Genomic DNA, 18,114 nt, shown 5'->3' on the forward strand with positions numbered 1-18,114 from the left:
TCATACGGACACTTCCTCCTTGAAACCCATTGTAAGGACTTAACTAAGTTGTGTCCATATGACTATACTAACTCTAGTATTTATATTTTCATATTAACATAGACATCTATTCACTCATTAAAAATCTATCCTATCTTCAACTTATAAGCCAACTCATAAAATCTGCTTCTTATCTGTACAACAGGAAATAGGAACGAAGGTGCTTTCGTTGAATAAAGCTTAAACAAAGCATATAAAAACGTTTGGATTATCCCAAGCGTTTTTATATGCTAAATATACTGTTATTTAATATACAAATTGTGTTGCAAAATCATACGCTATTTATACTGTGATTAGGCTTTTTCTCCATGTTATCTGAACTACTTACACCCAAACAGGTGGTTTTTTAAATATCGTTTATCAACATTTTACTTTAACAGAGCCAGTACAAAAAGAACCGACCTATATAAGTTCGATCCTACTTGTGAATATTTTACATATTTTACTTACTTACTTACTTACTTACTTACTTACTTACTTACTTACTTACTTCTATTACCTTGGATGGGCTATAATTCCCCGCACTATCTCTTACTACTACGCTTACTCTCGTTCCCATTTTTTGTACTGGTATCTTAATTGAAAACTGTCCTTTTGAGTTTGCCTTTCCTTTACCAATAAGAGTTGAAGCCACTTTTACATTCACATCTGTATTAGGCTCAGTTGTTCCTGTTATCACTGTATCCTTACTGGTCAGTTTATTTACATTTGGGATAGTTGGAGGTGTTTTATCTAATACGCTTATTGTTGTAAATGGGCTGCTATTGCCTGCACTATCCTTTACTATTACACTTATTCTTGTCCCTGCTTTTTGCACAGGTATAGTAATTGAGAATACTCCTTGTGAATTCGCTTTTCCTTTACCAATAAATGTCGTTCCAGATTTTACAGAGATACTAGAATTAGGTTCAGCTGTTCCTGTCACTACCTTATCTTTATCTGTGACCGCATTCACCTTTGGAGGTAAAGGTACACCTTTTTTCATAATGTACGCAGAAGAAATATAACCTACTAGTTTTTGATCTGCCGTTTTGACTGGATACCATACAAACTGATTATTACTGTTTAAAGATTCATCATATGCAAAGTTCCCCTGAATAATCAAGTTGGTATTTTTACTTAACGGCTTCCCACTTGATGCGGAAGTGGGTTTGGATCTTAAGTTCACTCCATCTCTTGTTACAAGTACTTGGTCGCCTGTTTTAAGATGGTATGTAGAGGGATGTAAACCTGTTAGTGTGTACTCTTTCTTTTTAAATACAATATTTTTGCTAGTGTTAGGGTCATATTCGAAATCAGCTGTACGGAAAGGGAACTGTGCCAATTTCGTATCATTTAAAAAATTGTATTGTTCAAGAATAGCAAATACTTTTTCTTGATAAGCGTTTGAATTTTTCTGGCCATTAGCCTTATATAAAGGGCTATTTGCAGGTTTTGTTCCATTATAAGCCATAACAGGGAAGTACCAGTTTTCAATTACTTCTGGTCCAGCAGACTTTATCTTAGGAAGATCCGTTCGCTGATACATACCACGAAGAACTTCAACACCCGCTTGAATATTATACTCAATATCGTATTTTAACTTTTGTTGATCGTACTTGGACTGATTTGTAATTTGCATAATCCCAATTCCGCCGTCTTGCGCTATGATTGGCCGGCCGTTTCCATCAAATTGTTTCCAGCCACTTTCTTGTGCAGCCACAGCTTTTACAACTTCAGGAGGAACATTTGCTTTTAATGCTGCGTTCGTTAGTAAGCAATTCATGTGCTGACGAGAGGGATTTTGATTCGGCTTAATTTGACCGTACGGCCCACACGTAGATGCTGCAGAAGCGGGAACCTCTTCATAAGACCAACATAAAAGCATAAAACTAGTCAGTACCCCTGCTTTTAGTAAGTTTAGTTTCATTCTGCCATTCTCCAATCTATGTAATAATCAATATTTATATAGTATATTTTACCATGATATATTATTAATTTTCTATAATATAATAATTAGTTTATTAAACTAACAAAATAGAACCAAATCTACAGAGGAACTAACTTTTTCATCTCACAAAACCCTATAATACATCTTTAACTGCAATATCTGTCCTTTCTATTTTACGTTTCAATTCCGATTCTACTTTTTGATTTGTATAATAAAATGCTGTAACCTTTTTTGCGTCTTCAGCTTCCTTCATTTCCACGCCCTGTACATTTAAAAATATAAACTAGCAAAATAATTAGTATTACTGGGTTATTAATCCAAACATTCTATTTGATTGATTAATATATTAATAGTAAATCGAGAAAAGGAGGTTTTTTATATGACTAAGCATACAAAATGTGCCTGCGAACAATTAGAAAGATTACAGTTAGGTACAGAAGTAGATGTTTTTCTTACAGGAACAACACTAGAGGATCTTATTTTCACTAACTTTAATCCAGATAATTTTTGCGCAACCTTTGTGGATAACACAACAGAACCTGGCTCTGTAATTGTTTTGGACTGTCGTGATATTCAAGCACTTAGAATTGAAGCTAATTAGAATAAACATAGGGCTTTGAAAAAAGCCCTATGTTACAATTCCATACGTATATTTCTATATAAATTATAAAACAATGGGCAGTGAAACAAGCGCTATCTTTACAAAAATAAAAATGACCTCTTTCATAGAAAGAGGTCATTTTTACATTAACTTACTTTTTTCAAATTGAAAGCGGGCTTTTTTACCGCTCCTTTTTTCACAACGTACAAACCAATAAATATAACAAGTCCGCCAAGCAATTGCATCGTATTTATTCTTTCTCCAATTGTTACTGCGGCAAAAATGACAGCAAACAACGGGACAAGATACATATAGACCATTACTTTTGTAGAGCCAATTTTGCTAATACCAACATACCACATCGCAAGTCCAAAGACTGTTGCAAAGAGGATTGAATAACCTAATGAACCCCAGCTTAACGTATCTGTCGGCCATGCTAGTGTATTTACGTTGAATAAACAATATACGACAAGTGGCACAATGCCAATTAATGTAGACCAAGATGTTACTCGCATTGCCGAATATTTTGTAATAAGTGGCTGTGCAAGAATTGGATACCAACCCCAAGCAATCGCAGCAACTAATCCAATTAGATTTCCAAGCCAAGCATACTCATATGTCGATTGATTCGTATGCCCTGTTAATAAAACAAGTGCTGCGCCGCTAAAGGATAATAAAGAACCGATTTGAATCTTCATCGAAAAACGTTCTTGTTTGTGTAACACTGCTAAAATCCCTGTAAAAATAGGTGACATCGCAATTAATAGTGACGCATTTGTTGCTGATGTATATTTTACAGATAACATAAATAATGTTTGATACAATGTTGTTCCAACTATCCCAACTACTAATAATCTTAACCAATCTTTTCTCTCAATTCGTAGCGATCGTTCCATAAAAAATGTAATCAATAATAATACCGGAGATGCAACTAAAAATCGTAAACTATTAAATTGAATGGATGACATATACGCCACTCCATATTTTCCAATTGTATAATTCGCTCCCCATACTAAAGCAACTGATATTAGGAGCCATTCCATTTGCCATCGTTTCATCCGAATCTCCCCTTCCGCTACCTTAGCATAGTAAAATTGGCTGGATACCACACCGTCCAATTGGCTGTTTTTTCACCCAGCCAATTTGTTATAATGAAACTAGATAAAGCATAAGGGGACGTTATAAATGGAATGGAAGTTAGATAATGACAGCAAGATTCCGATTTATCAACAAGTTGTTGATTTTATTGAAAGACGTATTATGTACGGAGAGCTTCCTCCTGGTAGTTTTCTCCCTTCGGAACGAAAATTAGCAATCCAACTGAATGTAAACAGAAGTACTGTTACAACTGCTTATAATGAACTGCGTGCTATGGGAATTGTGGACAGCACAACTGGAAGAGGTACACGTGTAAGTACACATATGTGGGGCGTTTCTCCAACATTAACACCGAACTGGAGAGGATTCGTAGAAGGTGGTACTTTTTTACCGAATTTACCACTACTTCGACATATTCGAGAGCAAGTCCAGCAAAATGAAAATATAATTGATTTCGCAAATGGAGAACTTGGTTGTAACCTGTTTCCCCATGAACAGTTACAAAGCATTTTACGTGAGCAACCTTTAACGCAATCACTTAGCTATGATCATCCACTAGGCTATCTACCATTAAGACAAGCGGCAGCGAAATATATGAGAGATTATCTAAAAATTGAAGCAACAGAGCAATCGATTATGATTACTTCTGGGGCACAACAAGCGCTTCATCTTATCGTTCAATGCTTATTAAACCCAGGTGATGCAGTTGCTTTTGAAAGCCCATCACATTGCTATTCATTACCTCTCTTCCAATCAGCGGGGATTCGTATTTTCCCGTTACCTGTTGATGAACATGGAGTGAATCCTGAAGATGTGCATGAACTATATCGAAAACACCGGATTAAAATGATTTTTTTAAATCCAAATTTCCAAAATCCAACCGGAACAATGCTTCATCCAAATCGGAGAAAAAAACTTTTATCGTTATGTGCAGACCTACGTATTCCAATCGTTGAGGATGATCCATCTAGTTTATTAACATTAGAAAATAAACAGCCTTGCCCTACTTTAAAGTCCATTGATGAAAATGGAACCGTCATCTATGTGCATTCACTATCCAAAATGATTGCACCGGGCCTTCGCATCGGTTGGCTTGTTGCTCCACAGTCAGTAGTAGAACGGTTATCAGATGCACGGCATCAAATGGAATTAGGACTGAGTATATTTCCTCAATGGCTCATGCAGCAATTTTTTGAAACTGTTCCATTTGATACGCATATAACGCAATTACGCAATCAGTTAGCACAAAAAAGAGATGTCATTGTCGATGCCCTAAATTATTATCTTCAAGATAAGATTTCTTTTTCAAATCCTAATGGCGGGATTTACATATGGGGAAAATTAAAGGAGCCTATTAACGAAAAACAGCTTATAATGCAAAGTTTAAAACAGCAAGTAGCCTTTATGCCTGGCAGTATTTTTGGAGCAAAAGATGGCTATATTCGGTTATCGTATGGGAAAGTAAATATCAATCAAATAGAGGACGGAATTTCTCGTTTACATACCGCCATTGAATTTTGTCAAAAATAAAAAAACATTTTTCATGGGGCATTAACGCTCCATGAAAAATGCTTTAGACTACGGAAACAAGTATGAAACTATAACAAATAACTGTGTGCTTTCTAGACGTGAAAATACCTTTTTGTTACTATAATCAAATGTGATTTACTTAAAGTTTTTATTTTTAGAAATTCATAAGCACATTTTTTCAAAAATAGTCCACCTCAGTTAGATATTTACAAAACATTAAGAAATTTTATCGTTGATTTTTATTGCTATAAAAATTATACCCTATTTGCTACAAACACTAACTATTAGCATAAAACTACTTATCAAAAGTAAATCTGATTTATATGAGCTAAAATGATATAAATGAATATTCTCAACTTGAACGTATTCTAAAAAACATCTATCCTATATTTTTTTTATAATTTGTTTTTAATAAACTTTTAAAATCTAGTTCAGCGATTACTACACTTAATAATATAAGAGTTGCACCTAAATAACCTTTAGCTGTGAGAGTTTCACCTGTGAAAACGAAAGCAAAACCCGCTGAAAAAACAGGTTCTAATGAAAAAATAAGACCTGTATGTGTAGGACTCGTATATTGCTGTGCAATGATTTGAACAATGAAAGCCATTGCTGTACAAAATATGCTTAATACTAAAATTGAAAACCATGATTCAACAGTACTAGGAAGTTTAGGATTTTCCATAAACATTGAGAAAATACTACTAAATAGACCGACAAAACCAAGTTGTAAAACTCCAAGGCTAATTGAATTAACCTGCTTCGTTATTGTTCCAGTAATGATGATATGGACTGCATAAAATAGAGCACATAAAATACATAATATATCTCCATAACCTATTTTTAATTGGCTATTTAACGTTAATAACCCTATCCCTACTATTGTTAAAACAACTCCCAATATAACTTTTTTTCAGGTCTTTGTTTTAAAAAAATAGATGATAATACTGGAATAAATATCACTGTAAGACTCATTAAAAAACCAGCATTAGAAACCGATGTATACTTTGTACCAAAAGTCGCAAAAATATAAACTATAAACAAGATAACAGCTAATATAAAAGCATATTTAATAGTTCTAAAATCAATTTTGATTAAATGCTTATAAAACACTATACCTGACAAAAGAAAAGCAATAATAAAACGTAATGAGATTAAATTATATTCTTGCATGTAATTGAGGCCAACTTTTGTAAGTAAGATGGATGCCCCCCAAAAAAATGTAACCAATAGTAACATTAAATCCGCCTTTAATTGTATTTTCATCTCTATTCCCTCGTTAGTTTTTAACTTTTAGCATATTTCATCATTTATTAAGGTTACTATACACCTTTTGAATACAGACATGAGCTGCCAACCTAACCTAAGGATTTTTAACCATGCCTATTTGGAGAAAAATCATTGTATCTAATGATTTCGCTATTTCTAATTCTCTCTATTTAGAAGTTATAATTACTCTCCCAATCATTCATCTGACTTTCTATTTTAAATATTCAAAATAATTATTTTAGAATATTCCCTCCCCTATAGTTAATATTTTTAAGTATTTATACAGAACTGTATATTGATTTAACAAATATATTTTGTCTAATTCTACTTTAATCCCCGATACTTAGCTGTCGTCAATTCTTGTATGTACGCATCAATCTCAGGCATTTCTTCTTCTCTAGCCAATCGGATCGCAAGCTCTATATCATAAGGAACTCTTACAAGTTGAATTGAGAAACTTGCTGCCTCTTTTTGGCCATATACACCTTCAAAAATCAAATAAGAGGCTTGCGTAATCTCAAGCGGGTTACCCACACTTCCTGCATTACACAAAGTTTTCCCACGAAAATTTTGCACATAGGCTTGATGAATATCTCCGTAGCAAACGACATCCGGTTTCCTTTCACCTTCAATGTTTTCTGTAAGATTACTGTTTTCAAATAAACTAACACGTTGTTCCATTGGAGCTCCGGGCTGAACTCTTTCATATAGGCTTCTAGGTGATGCATGGAACATTCTAATTAGTTTCCCACTCATTATAAATTCAATTGAAAATGGTAATTCTCTTAAATAATTCAATTGTTCTTCTGATAATTGTTTTTGATGCCATTGTAATGTTTCGAAATCACTAGGCTTTGTAATAAAATCATCCCAATTTCCCATTACAACATGCTCACATTCTTTCCGAATAATCTCAATTGCTTCACTAGAATGTGGCCCTTTCCCTACTAGATCACCTAAGCACACAATACGTTCTATCCCTTTTAATTTGATGTCTTTAAGAACTGCTTCTAAAGCAGGAATATTACCATGAATATCTGAAATAACCGCTATTTTATCCAAATCAACACCCCCAACTATTCTATATTTATTATATCTTTATTAAAAGATTTATACCAATTTGGAATATAAGAAGTAAAATCATTCTGATCGTCTACAATCCGCTTCAACCTCCCCTTCATTCCATCTAATAAATTTGGTGTTACTTTATGTGCCCAAACAATATCTGCTGGAAAAATCATCGCTGCATACAGTGAATATAGTTTCCAAAAATGAAGTGACGGCTCCCCATCACAATACCCATGGACTTGTCCAACAGCAAATGGTTCACTTATATCAACTGTAAACAAGGCCGTTTTATAAAAATCATGAATGGGATCCCCAAAATCAAACCTCGCAAAATCGATTACTGAACGAAATTCATTATGATGAATCATAATATTTGCTGGGTGAAAATCATCATGCAGAAACACAGTAGGACGATTTCGCAATAAATTCTTATGATTTTCTACAAAGGTTAACACCGATTGCAAGTCAATAAAATCCACCTCGTATTCCACTAATAATTGCAAATATCTCTCGTATTTATTCCATCGAGCTGTTTCCCAAGATTCTTCTACATTCTTTTTCTTCACTGTATGAATTGTCTTTAAGACTTCTCCCGCCCTTTTTCCAGCCAAATATTGCTCTTTCTCAGTCAACTTTCCAAGTATATCTTCACCATCTTCTCCGTTAACCCATTCAAATACTTGTACACATTGATTTAATCTAACAAGCCTTATAAAATGAACTGGTTTTGGTATTGATATTGGTATACCTAATGATTCAAAATGACGCGTATATTCATATTCTTCGCGCTTACGTTCACTAGTTGACATATCACACACTTTAATAAAATAGCGTTCATCATTTTCTAATTCAATTTTATATTTTTTATCAAATGAAAAACCTTTTGGAATCAAAGTACATTTTACTATACGAGGCCAATCCAATTGTTGTTCTAACTCCCTTAGCACCTCTTCCACATAGACCACTCCAATTAATATATGTATACATTCCCTAAAATTTGTTGTTTTTTCTTCTGTGTATTTGCTCCTTGAAATTCAGCCGCAAAAGGAAGTTCTCCATATTTTAACAAACATTCTTGCACGAACCCTTCACCACTAGGTTCACAAAACTGCACATTTACATTTTCAAGCAATACACTTTGACAAAGCGCATTCCATTCTTGATGAATTTCAGGTAAAGCCACTTGTACTTCGAGTATCTCTTTCCATCTTTCTACTGTTGCACGTGCATTTTTTACAGCATAATATATTGTCTGAATTTCTTTTACCTCGTTGCTATGCGGGACAATGACGCCCACTTCTTGTAAATCGAATCGCCTACTCTCATCAGATTCTTCCCACTGTATAAAGAAAGGTAATTTCGGTCCACTATCTTCCTGTTCCACAAATAACATTTTCCATTCGATAAGATAACCGTCATTTCTCATTCGTTTTCCTTCAAACGGCCCTTTAACTTGTAACCCTTTTTCCATGAACCTTACCGCAAGTTCTTCAATATAATCTGTACGAAGAGCAATTTGCAGCATTCCTTCTCTATCTCGTAATTTCTCTACAGTTTCCTGAACAAGTGGATTATCCGCTTGTTTCGCTGTATCTTCATGTTGCACTGCTAAAAATTCAATATAAGATAAGTCAAAATAACATAAACTATTCCATGTCCCCCAGTTTGTATGTTCTCCGCCCTGTACCGTATGAAATCCAAGCTCCTCCATTCGCTTTTCTGCTTCCTTTGGTGTGCACCTAACGGTATGAACGAGATGATCAAATGCTAACATAATTTTCCCCTCCCTTTATTTACATCCTTTTATTATATAACTGTTCTGTTATTTCAATCAATTTAAAAAACTTTTAAAACCTAGTTGCTTTATGAGATTAATATGCATTATAATAATAAAAAATTAACGTTAAGCTGATTGGAAAAACCAAAGGCTCTTTTCTCACTTGAGAAAAGAGCCTTTTTATTTATTATTACAGGGGGATTTTATATGCAAAAATTAATTGTCTTTGCTATTATTGGTTTTTTTGCTCAACTGATTGATGGGGCACTTGGAATGGCTTACGGAGTAACGTCTTCCTCATTATTATTAATGTTTGGCATTGCACCTGCTGTCGCTTCCGCATCTGTTCATTTAGCTGAAGTTGTTACCACTGCAGCTTCTGGCGTATCTCATATTCGATTTGGAAACGTTGATAAATACACTGTTTCCAGACTAACATTACCAGGTGCAATTGGTGCTTTTGTTGGTGCTTGTTTTTTAAGCAATTTACCGGGTGATTTAATTAAACCTTACATTTCTATCTTTTTATTTACTTTAGGTGTCTATATTTTATTACGATTTATTATTCAAAAACAAATTGTCCAATCAAATAAACGTATGTCTGGTAAGCAACTTATACCACTCGGATTGTTTGCGGGATTTGTTGATTCAACTGGTGGAGGTGGCTGGGGACCTATCACTACACCAGTACTTCTCGCACGTGGAAATGAAGCAAGAAAAGTCATTGGTTCCGTTGATACGAGTGAGTTTCCTGTCTCATTAGCTGCAACTATTGGATTTTTCATTTCATTGGGCTGGGAACAAGTAAGCTGGTTTTGGGTATTTGCTCTTATGCTCGGCGGCATTATCGCCGCTCCAATCGCTGCATGGTTAGTACGAATTGTACCTTCACATTTACTTGGTGTACTCGTTGGTGGACTGATTATTTTTACAAATATCCGGACACTGCTTACATCATTTAAAGTGGATCCAACAATTATTAACCTTTCCTATATTGCAGCGGGTCTTGTCGTTATCATTGCACTTTTCATTTCGGTTAGAAATCACTCCCAGCTTACAAAACAAAACGTTGGATATACGACTGGACAAAAACGAGTTTTGCCTTAAAACAGAAATAATTATAAAGTGGTGTGAAATACTACGGTAAGCAAATGATAAGTTTGCTTACCTTTTTTAATCTCTTTAGCACTCTTTATTTTGCTTATAATCAATGTCGAATTTATTTTTCTGAATTTCCTTTTAATTTTAGAGGGTTTTCCATATCTTTTTGCGAAACATTTGTATAACAATTTTTTCTTCATTTTTTTACATATCAAGTAGGTTCGGGTGGAATTTTGAAACGTTTCCTATACAATAACCGATTTTTTTTGATATTTTCCTACAAAAATTCCTTGCAATATTTTCAGAAACTAATTACAATTGCCATATATTAAAAATCACAGCAATAAATAAATCCTCATCAATCCGATGAGGTAGAGGTTGCGGCTTTTATTAGTAGAACGGATTAGACACAGAGAATGTCAATGACTCCGTTTGAAAGGAAATGCTGCCGAAGTTTGTATTTCTTCTCTGGAAGTACGAGCTGGGGCTGTCTCCAAACAGGAACAGAACTGTCACGTTTACAAAGTACCGTGTAAACGTGGGGTGCTATCTTAACGGAAGGGTATGATGGGGTGGTTATTTGTGAAACGTTCCGCCAAATTCCTTTGGCGGTTTTTTGTATTTTTCTCCCCGTTCCTTCCTAATCTTACAAGAAAAGGAGTGTTGAACATGAATAGCGCAACGAATCAAGCTACCTCTACAAAACAATCTACACAAGGACAAGGTGAATTAAGACGCGGGTTAAAATCTCGTCACCTTACGATGATTTCTCTCGGCGGTACAATCGGTACCGGACTATTTCTTGCAAGTGGTGGTGTCATTCACACAGCAGGGCCTGGCGGAGCTCTCATCGCATATGCGGCAATCGGAATTATGGTTTACTTCTTAATGACAAGTTTAGCTGAATTAGCAGCTTACATGCCTGTCACTGGATCTTTTAGCACATACGCGACAAAATTTGTCGATCCATCACTTGGATTTGCACTCGGCTGGAATTATTGGTATAACTGGGCAATTACCATTGCCGCTGAACTTGCAGCCGTAACATTAATTATGAAGTTTTGGTTCCCAAATACACCTTCCCTTATTTGGAGTGGCCTTTGTTTAGTCATTATGTTTCTTTTAAATTACTTATCTGTTAAAGGGTTTGGTGAAGCGGAATATTGGTTCGCACTTATTAAAGTAGCTACTGTTATTATCTTTTTAATCGTTGGATTTATGATGATTTTTGGTATTATGGGTGGCGAACCTGTTGGATTTAAAAACTTTACTGTTGCAGATGCACCATTTAACGGTGGTATTATGGCAATTATCGGTGTATTTATGGCTGCTGGTTTTTCATTCCAAGGAACTGAATTATTAGGTGTAGCTGCTGGTGAAACTGCCGATCCAGAGCGTAGCATTCCAAAAGCAATTCGCTCAATCTTTTGGCGTATTCTATTATTCTACATCTTTGCAATACTTGTTATCGGTTTATTAATTCCGTATACAACTGAAAGTCTTGCAGCTAGCGATGTAACAGTAAGTCCGTTTACACTTGTATTTGAAAAAGCAGGAGTTGCATTTGCCGCTTCTGTTATGAACGCAGTTATTTTAACTGCAGTTTTATCTGCTGGTAACTCAGGTATGTACGCATCAGCTCGTATGCTTTGGGATTTAGCAAGACAAGGAAAAGCACCGAAATTTTTAGGTAAATTAAATAGCCGCGGCGTACCTGTTAACGCGTTAATCGCAACTTCAGTAGTTGGCTGTGCCGCTTTCCTAGCTTCCTTATTTGGCGACGGTGTTGTATATATTTGGTTATTAAATGCATCTGGAATGTCCGGATTTATTGCATGGGTCGGAATTGCTATTAGTCATTATCGTTTCCGAAAAGCATATATTGCACAAGGAAAAGATTTAAATGATTTACCGTATAAAGCAAAATGGTTCCCATTTGGTCCAATCTTCGCATTTGCACTTTGTGTCATTGTCATTTTAGGACAAAATTACGGAGCATTTATAGGCGAGTCTATCGATTGGAATGGTGTACTTGTTTCCTATATTGGCTTACCTCTCTTCCTTGCGATGTGGTTAGGATATAAATTTACAAAGAAAACAAAAGTAATTCCTCTTGATAAATGTGAACTTTAAGTGATAAAAGGCCAGCAAACATCAATCATGTTTGCTGACCTTTTTTATTGGAATGAATCCTTCACATTCAAAGGATATGTTTTCTTTATGTCGAATGGTTTACTGCATAGAGGAATTATTTAAAAAAGGGTGGGATTAAAATGAACGTCGCGTTAGAAATTGTCTCCACAGAACAACTTGAAATATTAAAGAATTTTTATGCTCTATATTTACATGATTTATCCGAATTCTCCCCTACCCTTCATCCAAATGAAAATGGATTTTTTGAATTTGATGCTTTTGAACTTATTTGTAACCGAGATGAGCTTTCTCCTTATTTCATTACATATGAAGAAAAATATATCGGGTTTCTTCTATTCGCGAAACCACCATTCACAGCACCTGAAACAGACTGCTGCATTAACGATCTTTTCATATTAAAAGCGTACCGCGGAAAAAGAATAGCAGATCAAGCAATTTTAGAACTTTTAAAACAGCACAAAGGAACCTATTATGTAATGCAATTAAAAAACAATAAAACAGCGGTGAACTTTTGGAAAAAGTTCTACCAAAAGAATGAGATAAAGTATCAAGAAGTTGAGAAAATAAGTGATGACGAGTTATGCTTAACACAAACATTTACGGTTCCATCCTTACTTTTCAAATCGTAATCCCTATACGTTTATCATCCATTGAAACCCTTTACTTCCCTATTTCTAATGTTTTTACAATAATAGAATAAGAACTATAAACAAAGGTTGGGATTCCATGAACATTCGCGTAACTGATGAGGCAAAAGCCGTATTACATAAATTAAACGCAAATAACAAAAACATCATACGTATTAGAGGTACAATGACAAATTCTTGTAGTATATTTGTTGATGTTGATTTAATTTTCGATGAGTATAATCCAAATGAAATCGCTTATGAAGATGAGCAACTTATTATTCAAATGGATGATTTTACAAAAGACTATATAGGAAATACATTAAAGCTTGATTATAAAATGACAGGTTTTAGTATTACGACTCCTAGCGAAACACTTGTATATGGATTATCAATTAAAAAATGAAGAATGCCCTTGTTTCTTGACTGAAGCAAGGGCATTCTTTATTTTTATCAAGCCTAATAGGTGTCACCATACATCACCATCAAGTTAAGAAATTGGTTGCTCCCCAAAACGAAAAAAATAAAACAGTACAACTATTAATTAAGTCATTTTACTTGCTAAGCTCTCTTTGAGCTCTCATATAGCTTTCCATGATATTTTGATAACTAGGAAGATGTTTAGCAAGTAAAGCTCCAAAACCTTCAACGTCATTTCGCCAGTCACGATGTAATTCTGCTGCAACGCTAAACCAGTTCATTAATTGGACTCCTCCATGAGCCATACGCATAAGGGCAGCATCTGCAACTTGTTTACTAAAAGTCCCTGATGCATCAGTTACAACGAATACCTCATATCCTGCGTTTACAGCAGATAGTGCTGGGAACGCAACACAAACATCAGTAACAACCCCTGCGATAATTAGTTGCTTTTTACCTGTTGTTTCGATGACTTTAACAAATTCTTCATTGTCCCATGCATTAATTTGTCCAGGTCGAGCTATTTTTGGCGCACCAGGAAAGAGCTCAACCAATTCATGCATTAGTGGGCCGTTCGGTCCGTTTTCAAAGCTTGTTGTTAAAATAACTGGTAAATCAAAAAACTTAGCGGTATTAGCAAGAGCCAAAACATTGTTCTTAAATTCATCAACACCATAATCACGCACTAGGCTGGAAATAAGACCAGTTTGATGATCCACTAGAAGAACAGCGGCATCATTTTTGGAAAGACGAGAATAGAGATCAGACATTTTTATAGTCCTCCTTAAACTAATGTAATAGAAGAAAGTTCATATATCGGTAAATTCTTCTTAAATCTCATTCGCTTGTTACAATCATTTTCCTTTTATTGTTAAGTAATTGATTTATTTCTCAATAAAATGACCATCGATCGTTTAGATAATGAGTTATATCCCTTGGAAAAGGTACCTTGCAGCAGGAGGTACCTTTTCTTTGTTTACACTAAAATAATTTCATGCATCATAATTACAATATAATCAAAATTACTTTTAATAAGGGGATTACTGCATTCTATATTCATAAACTGAGAACCTTACATCAAATTACACTTTTCAAGTTTTTACCTCTCTCCTCTTTCCCCTTTTCTATTTTAGAGCCTGTTTTGATTAATCTTTTTTTCAAAACAGGCTTTTTATATTAGGTAAATCAACAGTAATAGACTTACCCATGATCAAACATTTTTATAAACCAACATAACGTACAGGAAATCGGCTTTTCTCTTGTCGAATTTACTTAGCGTACAGTGGTCATATATTTTTAAGAATAACGGAAGAATATATAGAAAATGCTACATAAATGTGAAGTTTGATCAACTTAGGGGGGACAACCTTGTTCAATCAGATAGTAAAAGCTGTACCCAATTTATTTACGATCGGAAATTTATTGTGCGGTGTTTTTTCAATTACCATGAATATGAGTGACTATTTGGAAGTAGCCTCCATTTTTATTTTCTTTTCAGCTGTTTTAGATCTTCTTGATGGAAGGATTGCGAGAAAATTAAAAGTGAACAGTGAGTTTGGTGTAGAATTGGATTCCTTAGCTGATATTGTTAGTTTCGGAGTTGCTCCTGCACTTTTATTTCATTCGATAGCAACACCATCTATTTTAACTTCTTTGGCATTTATCCTTTTCCCAACGATGGGTGCTTTAAGATTAGCTAAATTTAGTGTTAAACCAACCATTGGATATTTTAAGGGATTACCTATTCCAGCTGCTGGATTACCATTGGCTGGTATGGGATTGTTTTCATATAGCAATGCATGGATTACATTAATCCTCGCTCTCTTAATGGTAAGTCCAATTAGGTTTAAAAAACTTTAATTGGAGTCCCGCCCATCGCCATCAAGACTTTATGGAATATCGTTTATTTGAGTAAGACTATAGAAGTATTAAAGAGTAAGTATGATTTCAATGAGGAATTGCTAGAACATATCTCACCACTTGGGATGGGAGCATATAAACGGTTCTGTTGCAAAGTTACCCAAAACATAGAGAATCTAGGGTTGCATCGTTAAATGGCTATGCAACCATTAATAATTCCTGTAATTGGTTATACACCGAAAAGGCGGAGCCTATTTGAAGACTTCGCCTTTGTTTGTATAGGGCATGAATGGTTTCAATGCCTCTTATTGTACGAGAAGCATGCCGGAGAGTTTGAAATCCCGATGACCTAGCAAAACGACAATAGTAGCTTGTTTGAATTGTTTCCCTTTAAAATATCTCATTTGTTACGCTCCCGTTCATCTTTTTCCAAATTGTACTTGAATTTCGAAAACTTTGCAACAGAACCGCTTTCTTTATTAGTGTCAGTAATTTAATTTATTCTAATAAAATACAGTTTACTACTCCTTAATATAAAAATACTTTGTTTTTACAAATAATACTCAAACATTTTTGCAACCTTTTCTTTCATTTTTTCTTTTATAGATAATTGATTGACGTCAGAGGATGTTACTCGCTTTGAATTTTGTAAGTCTGCATTAATGACTGGCTTTATTTTCGAAATATAGACAGGGTCATGGATATAACAGTTCATTTCTTCATTTAAATGAAACGAGCGCGAATCAAAATTCACGGTCCCAACCATCAATACTTTTTCATCAATCAAAAATACTTTACCGTGTAACACTCCCTTTTTATAACCATATACTTCTATTCCCTGTTTTAATGCTTTTCGGATATATGGATACGCTGCTTCTTTAACTAACAGTGCATCCGAATGAGGTGAGAACAGAATTTTGACCCGGACTCCCCTCTTTCTTGCATCTACTAATGCGTTCCAAATAGTTCTGTCTTTTGGTATAAAATAAGGTGTTAATATAATGATGGACTCTTTTGCTTGTTGAAACAGCATTGCATAATCTTGCCCAAGTTTTTCTCCGCTATAATATGCAGTAAATCGATGCGAGGTTGCTCCCTTTTCCTTTATCGCACTGTGTATCGGAATCGGTTTCTCTGAGTTTTTCTTCCAGTCTAACACAAATTGGTGTTCTAGATCTTGAACTCCTTCTCCTCGTATTTGAAGGTGATAATCTCTCCAGTAACCAAGTTTTTCTTTTTCTCCTAAATACTTCTTGCCAATGTTAAATCCGCCAATGTACCCAATCTTTCCATCAATAACTGAAATACGACGATGATTCCGATGATCCAAAGAAGAAGAAAGATAAGGGAAAGCAGGCTTATTGTAATACGTAAAATGCACTCCTTTTTTAACTAATAATTCTCTTTCCTTTTTCTTTAGTAAAATTCCACCTAGCCTGTCCACTGCATAGTATACTTCTACACCTTCCTGACTTTTTTGCCTCAATAACTCTAGAAACTGATGACTTACTTTATCATCAGCAATAGAGAAAAAGTTAATATGCACGTAATGTTTTGCTTTCTTTATATCTGAGAATAATTGATTGTTTAACTGTTTCCCGTCTGTATACATAGTAATATCACTTTGACGAATAGGGTATTGGCTAGGCTGCTGGCCAAATCTCCCACTTTTTTCAGCTGCTGTTCTGTCAATTTCATCCCAAACAAGCAAAACAAAACATACGCCGATAAATACAAAGAGGAGTACCAGGAAAGTTTTTCCTATCTTTTTCAACATATTTAATCTCCTTTATATATTATCGTTTTCTTTCTGTTAGTTTTTGTTATCGGGACAAAACTATTCCATATCCATCCATGAAGCTAATCTTTACCATAGAATATGTAAATAAATTACGTTCTTACATGGTAGATTTTTCTTATGAATATTCTATTCATGTTAAGTTAACACCACTTAACGGTATTCCATGTATCTATTAGCTAAAAAAATCCTCCTTCGAATAATTAACTGTAAAATTTCTCATTCACATAACTCTAATTTAGGGTTATTATTTCCAATAACCCTAAAATTGGAAATCGTACTATGATAACAAAATAGGCATTCTATATTTTGAAGTACATTTACAAGGAGGAAATACTACATGACAGTAAGCACTAAACTTAAACAAACTATCGCTGGATTAAAGAGTGCTCAAGCATGCCTAGAAGGATTTGTTCTTGATACTGATAACCAGCAAGCAAAACAATTATATAAAGGTGCAGCACAACAAACTCAAGAAATTATTGAATCTTTAAATCCTCGTCTTCAGCAAATTGAACAAGAAGAGCCTCAGTATAAGTAATAACATAATACCTTTCACATAGAATATCGTCCACATGGAAGAGTGCTCAGCTTAGATAACGATTATCAAAATGATGATTACAATTAAAGGGTTTCACCACATCACTATCAAGATAAGAAAAGCAAGTATCCCAAAACAAAAAAATGTACATTTTCATCTGGAGATGTACATTTTTTCGTTTTGGGTGTGTTATAAAATTCTTAAGTTGATGGATGTGTGGCGGTCCCCCATGCCAATCAAGCTAAAGCGAAATTGTATCCATAATACGAAAAACACCTCCATTAAAATCATAACTGATACTT

The 18,114-nt window shown here is 34.7% G+C and carries 15 protein-coding genes, 3 pseudogenes and 1 riboswitch; of the genes and pseudogenes, 9 read left to right on the plus strand and 9 right to left on the minus strand.

The annotated features are described in order from the left end of the window. Window positions 1–517 precede the first annotated feature (517 nt). Window positions 518–1,948 carry an Ig-like domain-containing protein gene (locus JDS96_RS26385; protein ID WP_199668553.1) on the minus strand — a complete coding sequence of 477 codons (1,431 nt, stop codon included), beginning with the start codon at window positions 1,946–1,948 and terminating at the stop codon, window positions 518–520. Between the two features lie 400 nt (window positions 1,949–2,348). On the opposite strand from JDS96_RS26385, the gene JDS96_RS26390 reads away from it, so the two are divergent. Further along, the gene (locus JDS96_RS26390) at window positions 2,349–2,570 is read left to right on the plus strand and encodes a hypothetical protein (protein WP_003198239.1); all 222 of its coding nucleotides are present in this window, start codon (window positions 2,349–2,351) and stop codon (window positions 2,568–2,570) included. A gap of 146 nt (window positions 2,571–2,716) precedes the next feature. Here the strand turns inward: JDS96_RS26390 and JDS96_RS26395 are convergent, their stop codons facing one another. Next, window positions 2,717–3,628, minus strand: a complete 912-nt coding sequence (locus tag JDS96_RS26395; RefSeq protein WP_041488446.1) for a DMT family transporter — start codon at window positions 3,626–3,628, stop codon at window positions 2,717–2,719. Window positions 3,629–3,755: 127 nt separating this feature from the next. Between JDS96_RS26395 and pdxR the strand changes: the two genes are divergently transcribed. Next, a complete protein-coding gene (gene pdxR, locus JDS96_RS26400; protein ID WP_003198236.1) occupies window positions 3,756–5,198 on the plus strand; it encodes a MocR-like pyridoxine biosynthesis transcription factor PdxR in 1,443 nt (480 codons plus the stop codon). Between the two features lie 379 nt (window positions 5,199–5,577). Here the strand turns inward: pdxR and JDS96_RS26405 are convergent. The 4 genes and pseudogenes from JDS96_RS26405 to JDS96_RS26420 form a co-directional block, all read right to left on the minus strand. Continuing rightward, a pseudogene (locus JDS96_RS26405) lies at window positions 5,578–6,464 on the minus strand (DMT family transporter). A gap of 327 nt (window positions 6,465–6,791) precedes the next feature. Then, window positions 6,792–7,529, minus strand: a complete 738-nt coding sequence (locus tag JDS96_RS26410) for a metallophosphoesterase family protein (protein ID WP_199668554.1) — start codon at window positions 7,527–7,529, stop codon at window positions 6,792–6,794. A gap of 14 nt (window positions 7,530–7,543) precedes the next feature. After that, entirely contained in the window at window positions 7,544–8,491 is a 948-nt protein-coding gene (locus JDS96_RS26415; protein ID WP_199668555.1) for an aminoglycoside phosphotransferase family protein, read from the minus strand. Between the two features lie 14 nt (window positions 8,492–8,505). After that, window positions 8,506–9,309 carry a VOC family protein gene (locus JDS96_RS26420; protein ID WP_199668556.1) on the minus strand — a complete coding sequence of 268 codons (804 nt, stop codon included), beginning with the start codon at window positions 9,307–9,309 and terminating at the stop codon, window positions 8,506–8,508. A gap of 210 nt (window positions 9,310–9,519) precedes the next feature. On the opposite strand from JDS96_RS26420, the gene JDS96_RS26425 reads away from it, so the two are divergent. The 4 genes from JDS96_RS26425 (at window position 9,520) to JDS96_RS26440 (ending at window position 13,599) form a co-directional block, all read left to right on the plus strand. Beyond that, complete coding sequence (locus tag JDS96_RS26425; protein ID WP_018767511.1) at window positions 9,520–10,419, plus strand: sulfite exporter TauE/SafE family protein; 900 nt, start codon at window positions 9,520–9,522, stop codon at window positions 10,417–10,419. Window positions 10,420–10,777: 358 nt separating this feature from the next. Further along, window positions 10,778–10,970: riboswitch (Lysine riboswitch) on the plus strand. A 112-nt stretch (window positions 10,971–11,082) separates the two neighbouring features. Beyond that, window positions 11,083–12,546 (plus strand): amino acid permease, encoded by a 1,464-nt coding sequence (locus JDS96_RS26430; protein WP_018767512.1) that lies wholly within the window; start codon window positions 11,083–11,085, stop codon window positions 12,544–12,546. 140 nt (window positions 12,547–12,686) lie between these two features. Then, the gene (locus JDS96_RS26435) at window positions 12,687–13,196 is read left to right on the plus strand and encodes a GNAT family N-acetyltransferase (RefSeq protein WP_003207507.1); all 510 of its coding nucleotides are present in this window, start codon (window positions 12,687–12,689) and stop codon (window positions 13,194–13,196) included. Window positions 13,197–13,293: 97 nt separating this feature from the next. Continuing rightward, entirely contained in the window at window positions 13,294–13,599 is a 306-nt protein-coding gene (locus JDS96_RS26440; RefSeq protein ID WP_098159306.1) for an iron-sulfur cluster biosynthesis family protein, read from the plus strand. 148 nt (window positions 13,600–13,747) lie between these two features. Here JDS96_RS26440 and ycaC read toward each other — a convergent pair whose 3' ends face one another. Beyond that, window positions 13,748–14,383, minus strand: a complete 636-nt coding sequence (gene ycaC / locus JDS96_RS26445) for an isochorismate family cysteine hydrolase YcaC (RefSeq protein ID WP_003207504.1) — start codon at window positions 14,381–14,383, stop codon at window positions 13,748–13,750. A gap of 598 nt (window positions 14,384–14,981) precedes the next feature. On the opposite strand from ycaC, the gene pssA reads away from it, so the two are divergent. After that, the gene (gene pssA, locus JDS96_RS26450) at window positions 14,982–15,473 is read left to right on the plus strand and encodes a CDP-diacylglycerol--serine O-phosphatidyltransferase (RefSeq protein WP_098928667.1); all 492 of its coding nucleotides are present in this window, start codon (window positions 14,982–14,984) and stop codon (window positions 15,471–15,473) included. A 26-nt stretch (window positions 15,474–15,499) separates the two neighbouring features. Beyond that, a pseudogene (locus JDS96_RS33340) lies at window positions 15,500–15,614 on the plus strand (Tn3 family transposase); the annotation flags it as partial. A 57-nt stretch (window positions 15,615–15,671) separates the two neighbouring features. Here the strand turns inward: JDS96_RS33340 and JDS96_RS32500 are convergent. Both JDS96_RS32500 and JDS96_RS26460 read right to left on the minus strand, forming a co-directional pair. Beyond that, a pseudogene (locus JDS96_RS32500) lies at window positions 15,672–15,833 on the minus strand (IS6 family transposase); the annotation flags it as partial. 190 nt (window positions 15,834–16,023) lie between these two features. After that, window positions 16,024–17,250, minus strand: coding sequence for a phospholipase D-like domain-containing protein (locus JDS96_RS26460; RefSeq protein WP_199668558.1), 1,227 nt, complete (start codon window positions 17,248–17,250; stop codon window positions 16,024–16,026). Window positions 17,251–17,611: 361 nt separating this feature from the next. On the opposite strand from JDS96_RS26460, the gene JDS96_RS26465 reads away from it, so the two are divergent. Continuing rightward, window positions 17,612–17,812: a DUF1657 domain-containing protein gene (locus JDS96_RS26465; protein ID WP_003198197.1), complete on the plus strand. Its 201-nt coding sequence runs from the start codon at window positions 17,612–17,614 to the stop codon at window positions 17,810–17,812. The last annotated feature ends 302 nt before the right edge of the window (window positions 17,813–18,114 follow it).

Origin of the sequence: Bacillus cereus group sp. N21 (assembly GCF_016483395.1) — a bacterium.
Taxonomy (GTDB): domain Bacteria; phylum Bacillota; class Bacilli; order Bacillales; family Bacillaceae_G; genus Bacillus_A; species Bacillus_A pseudomycoides.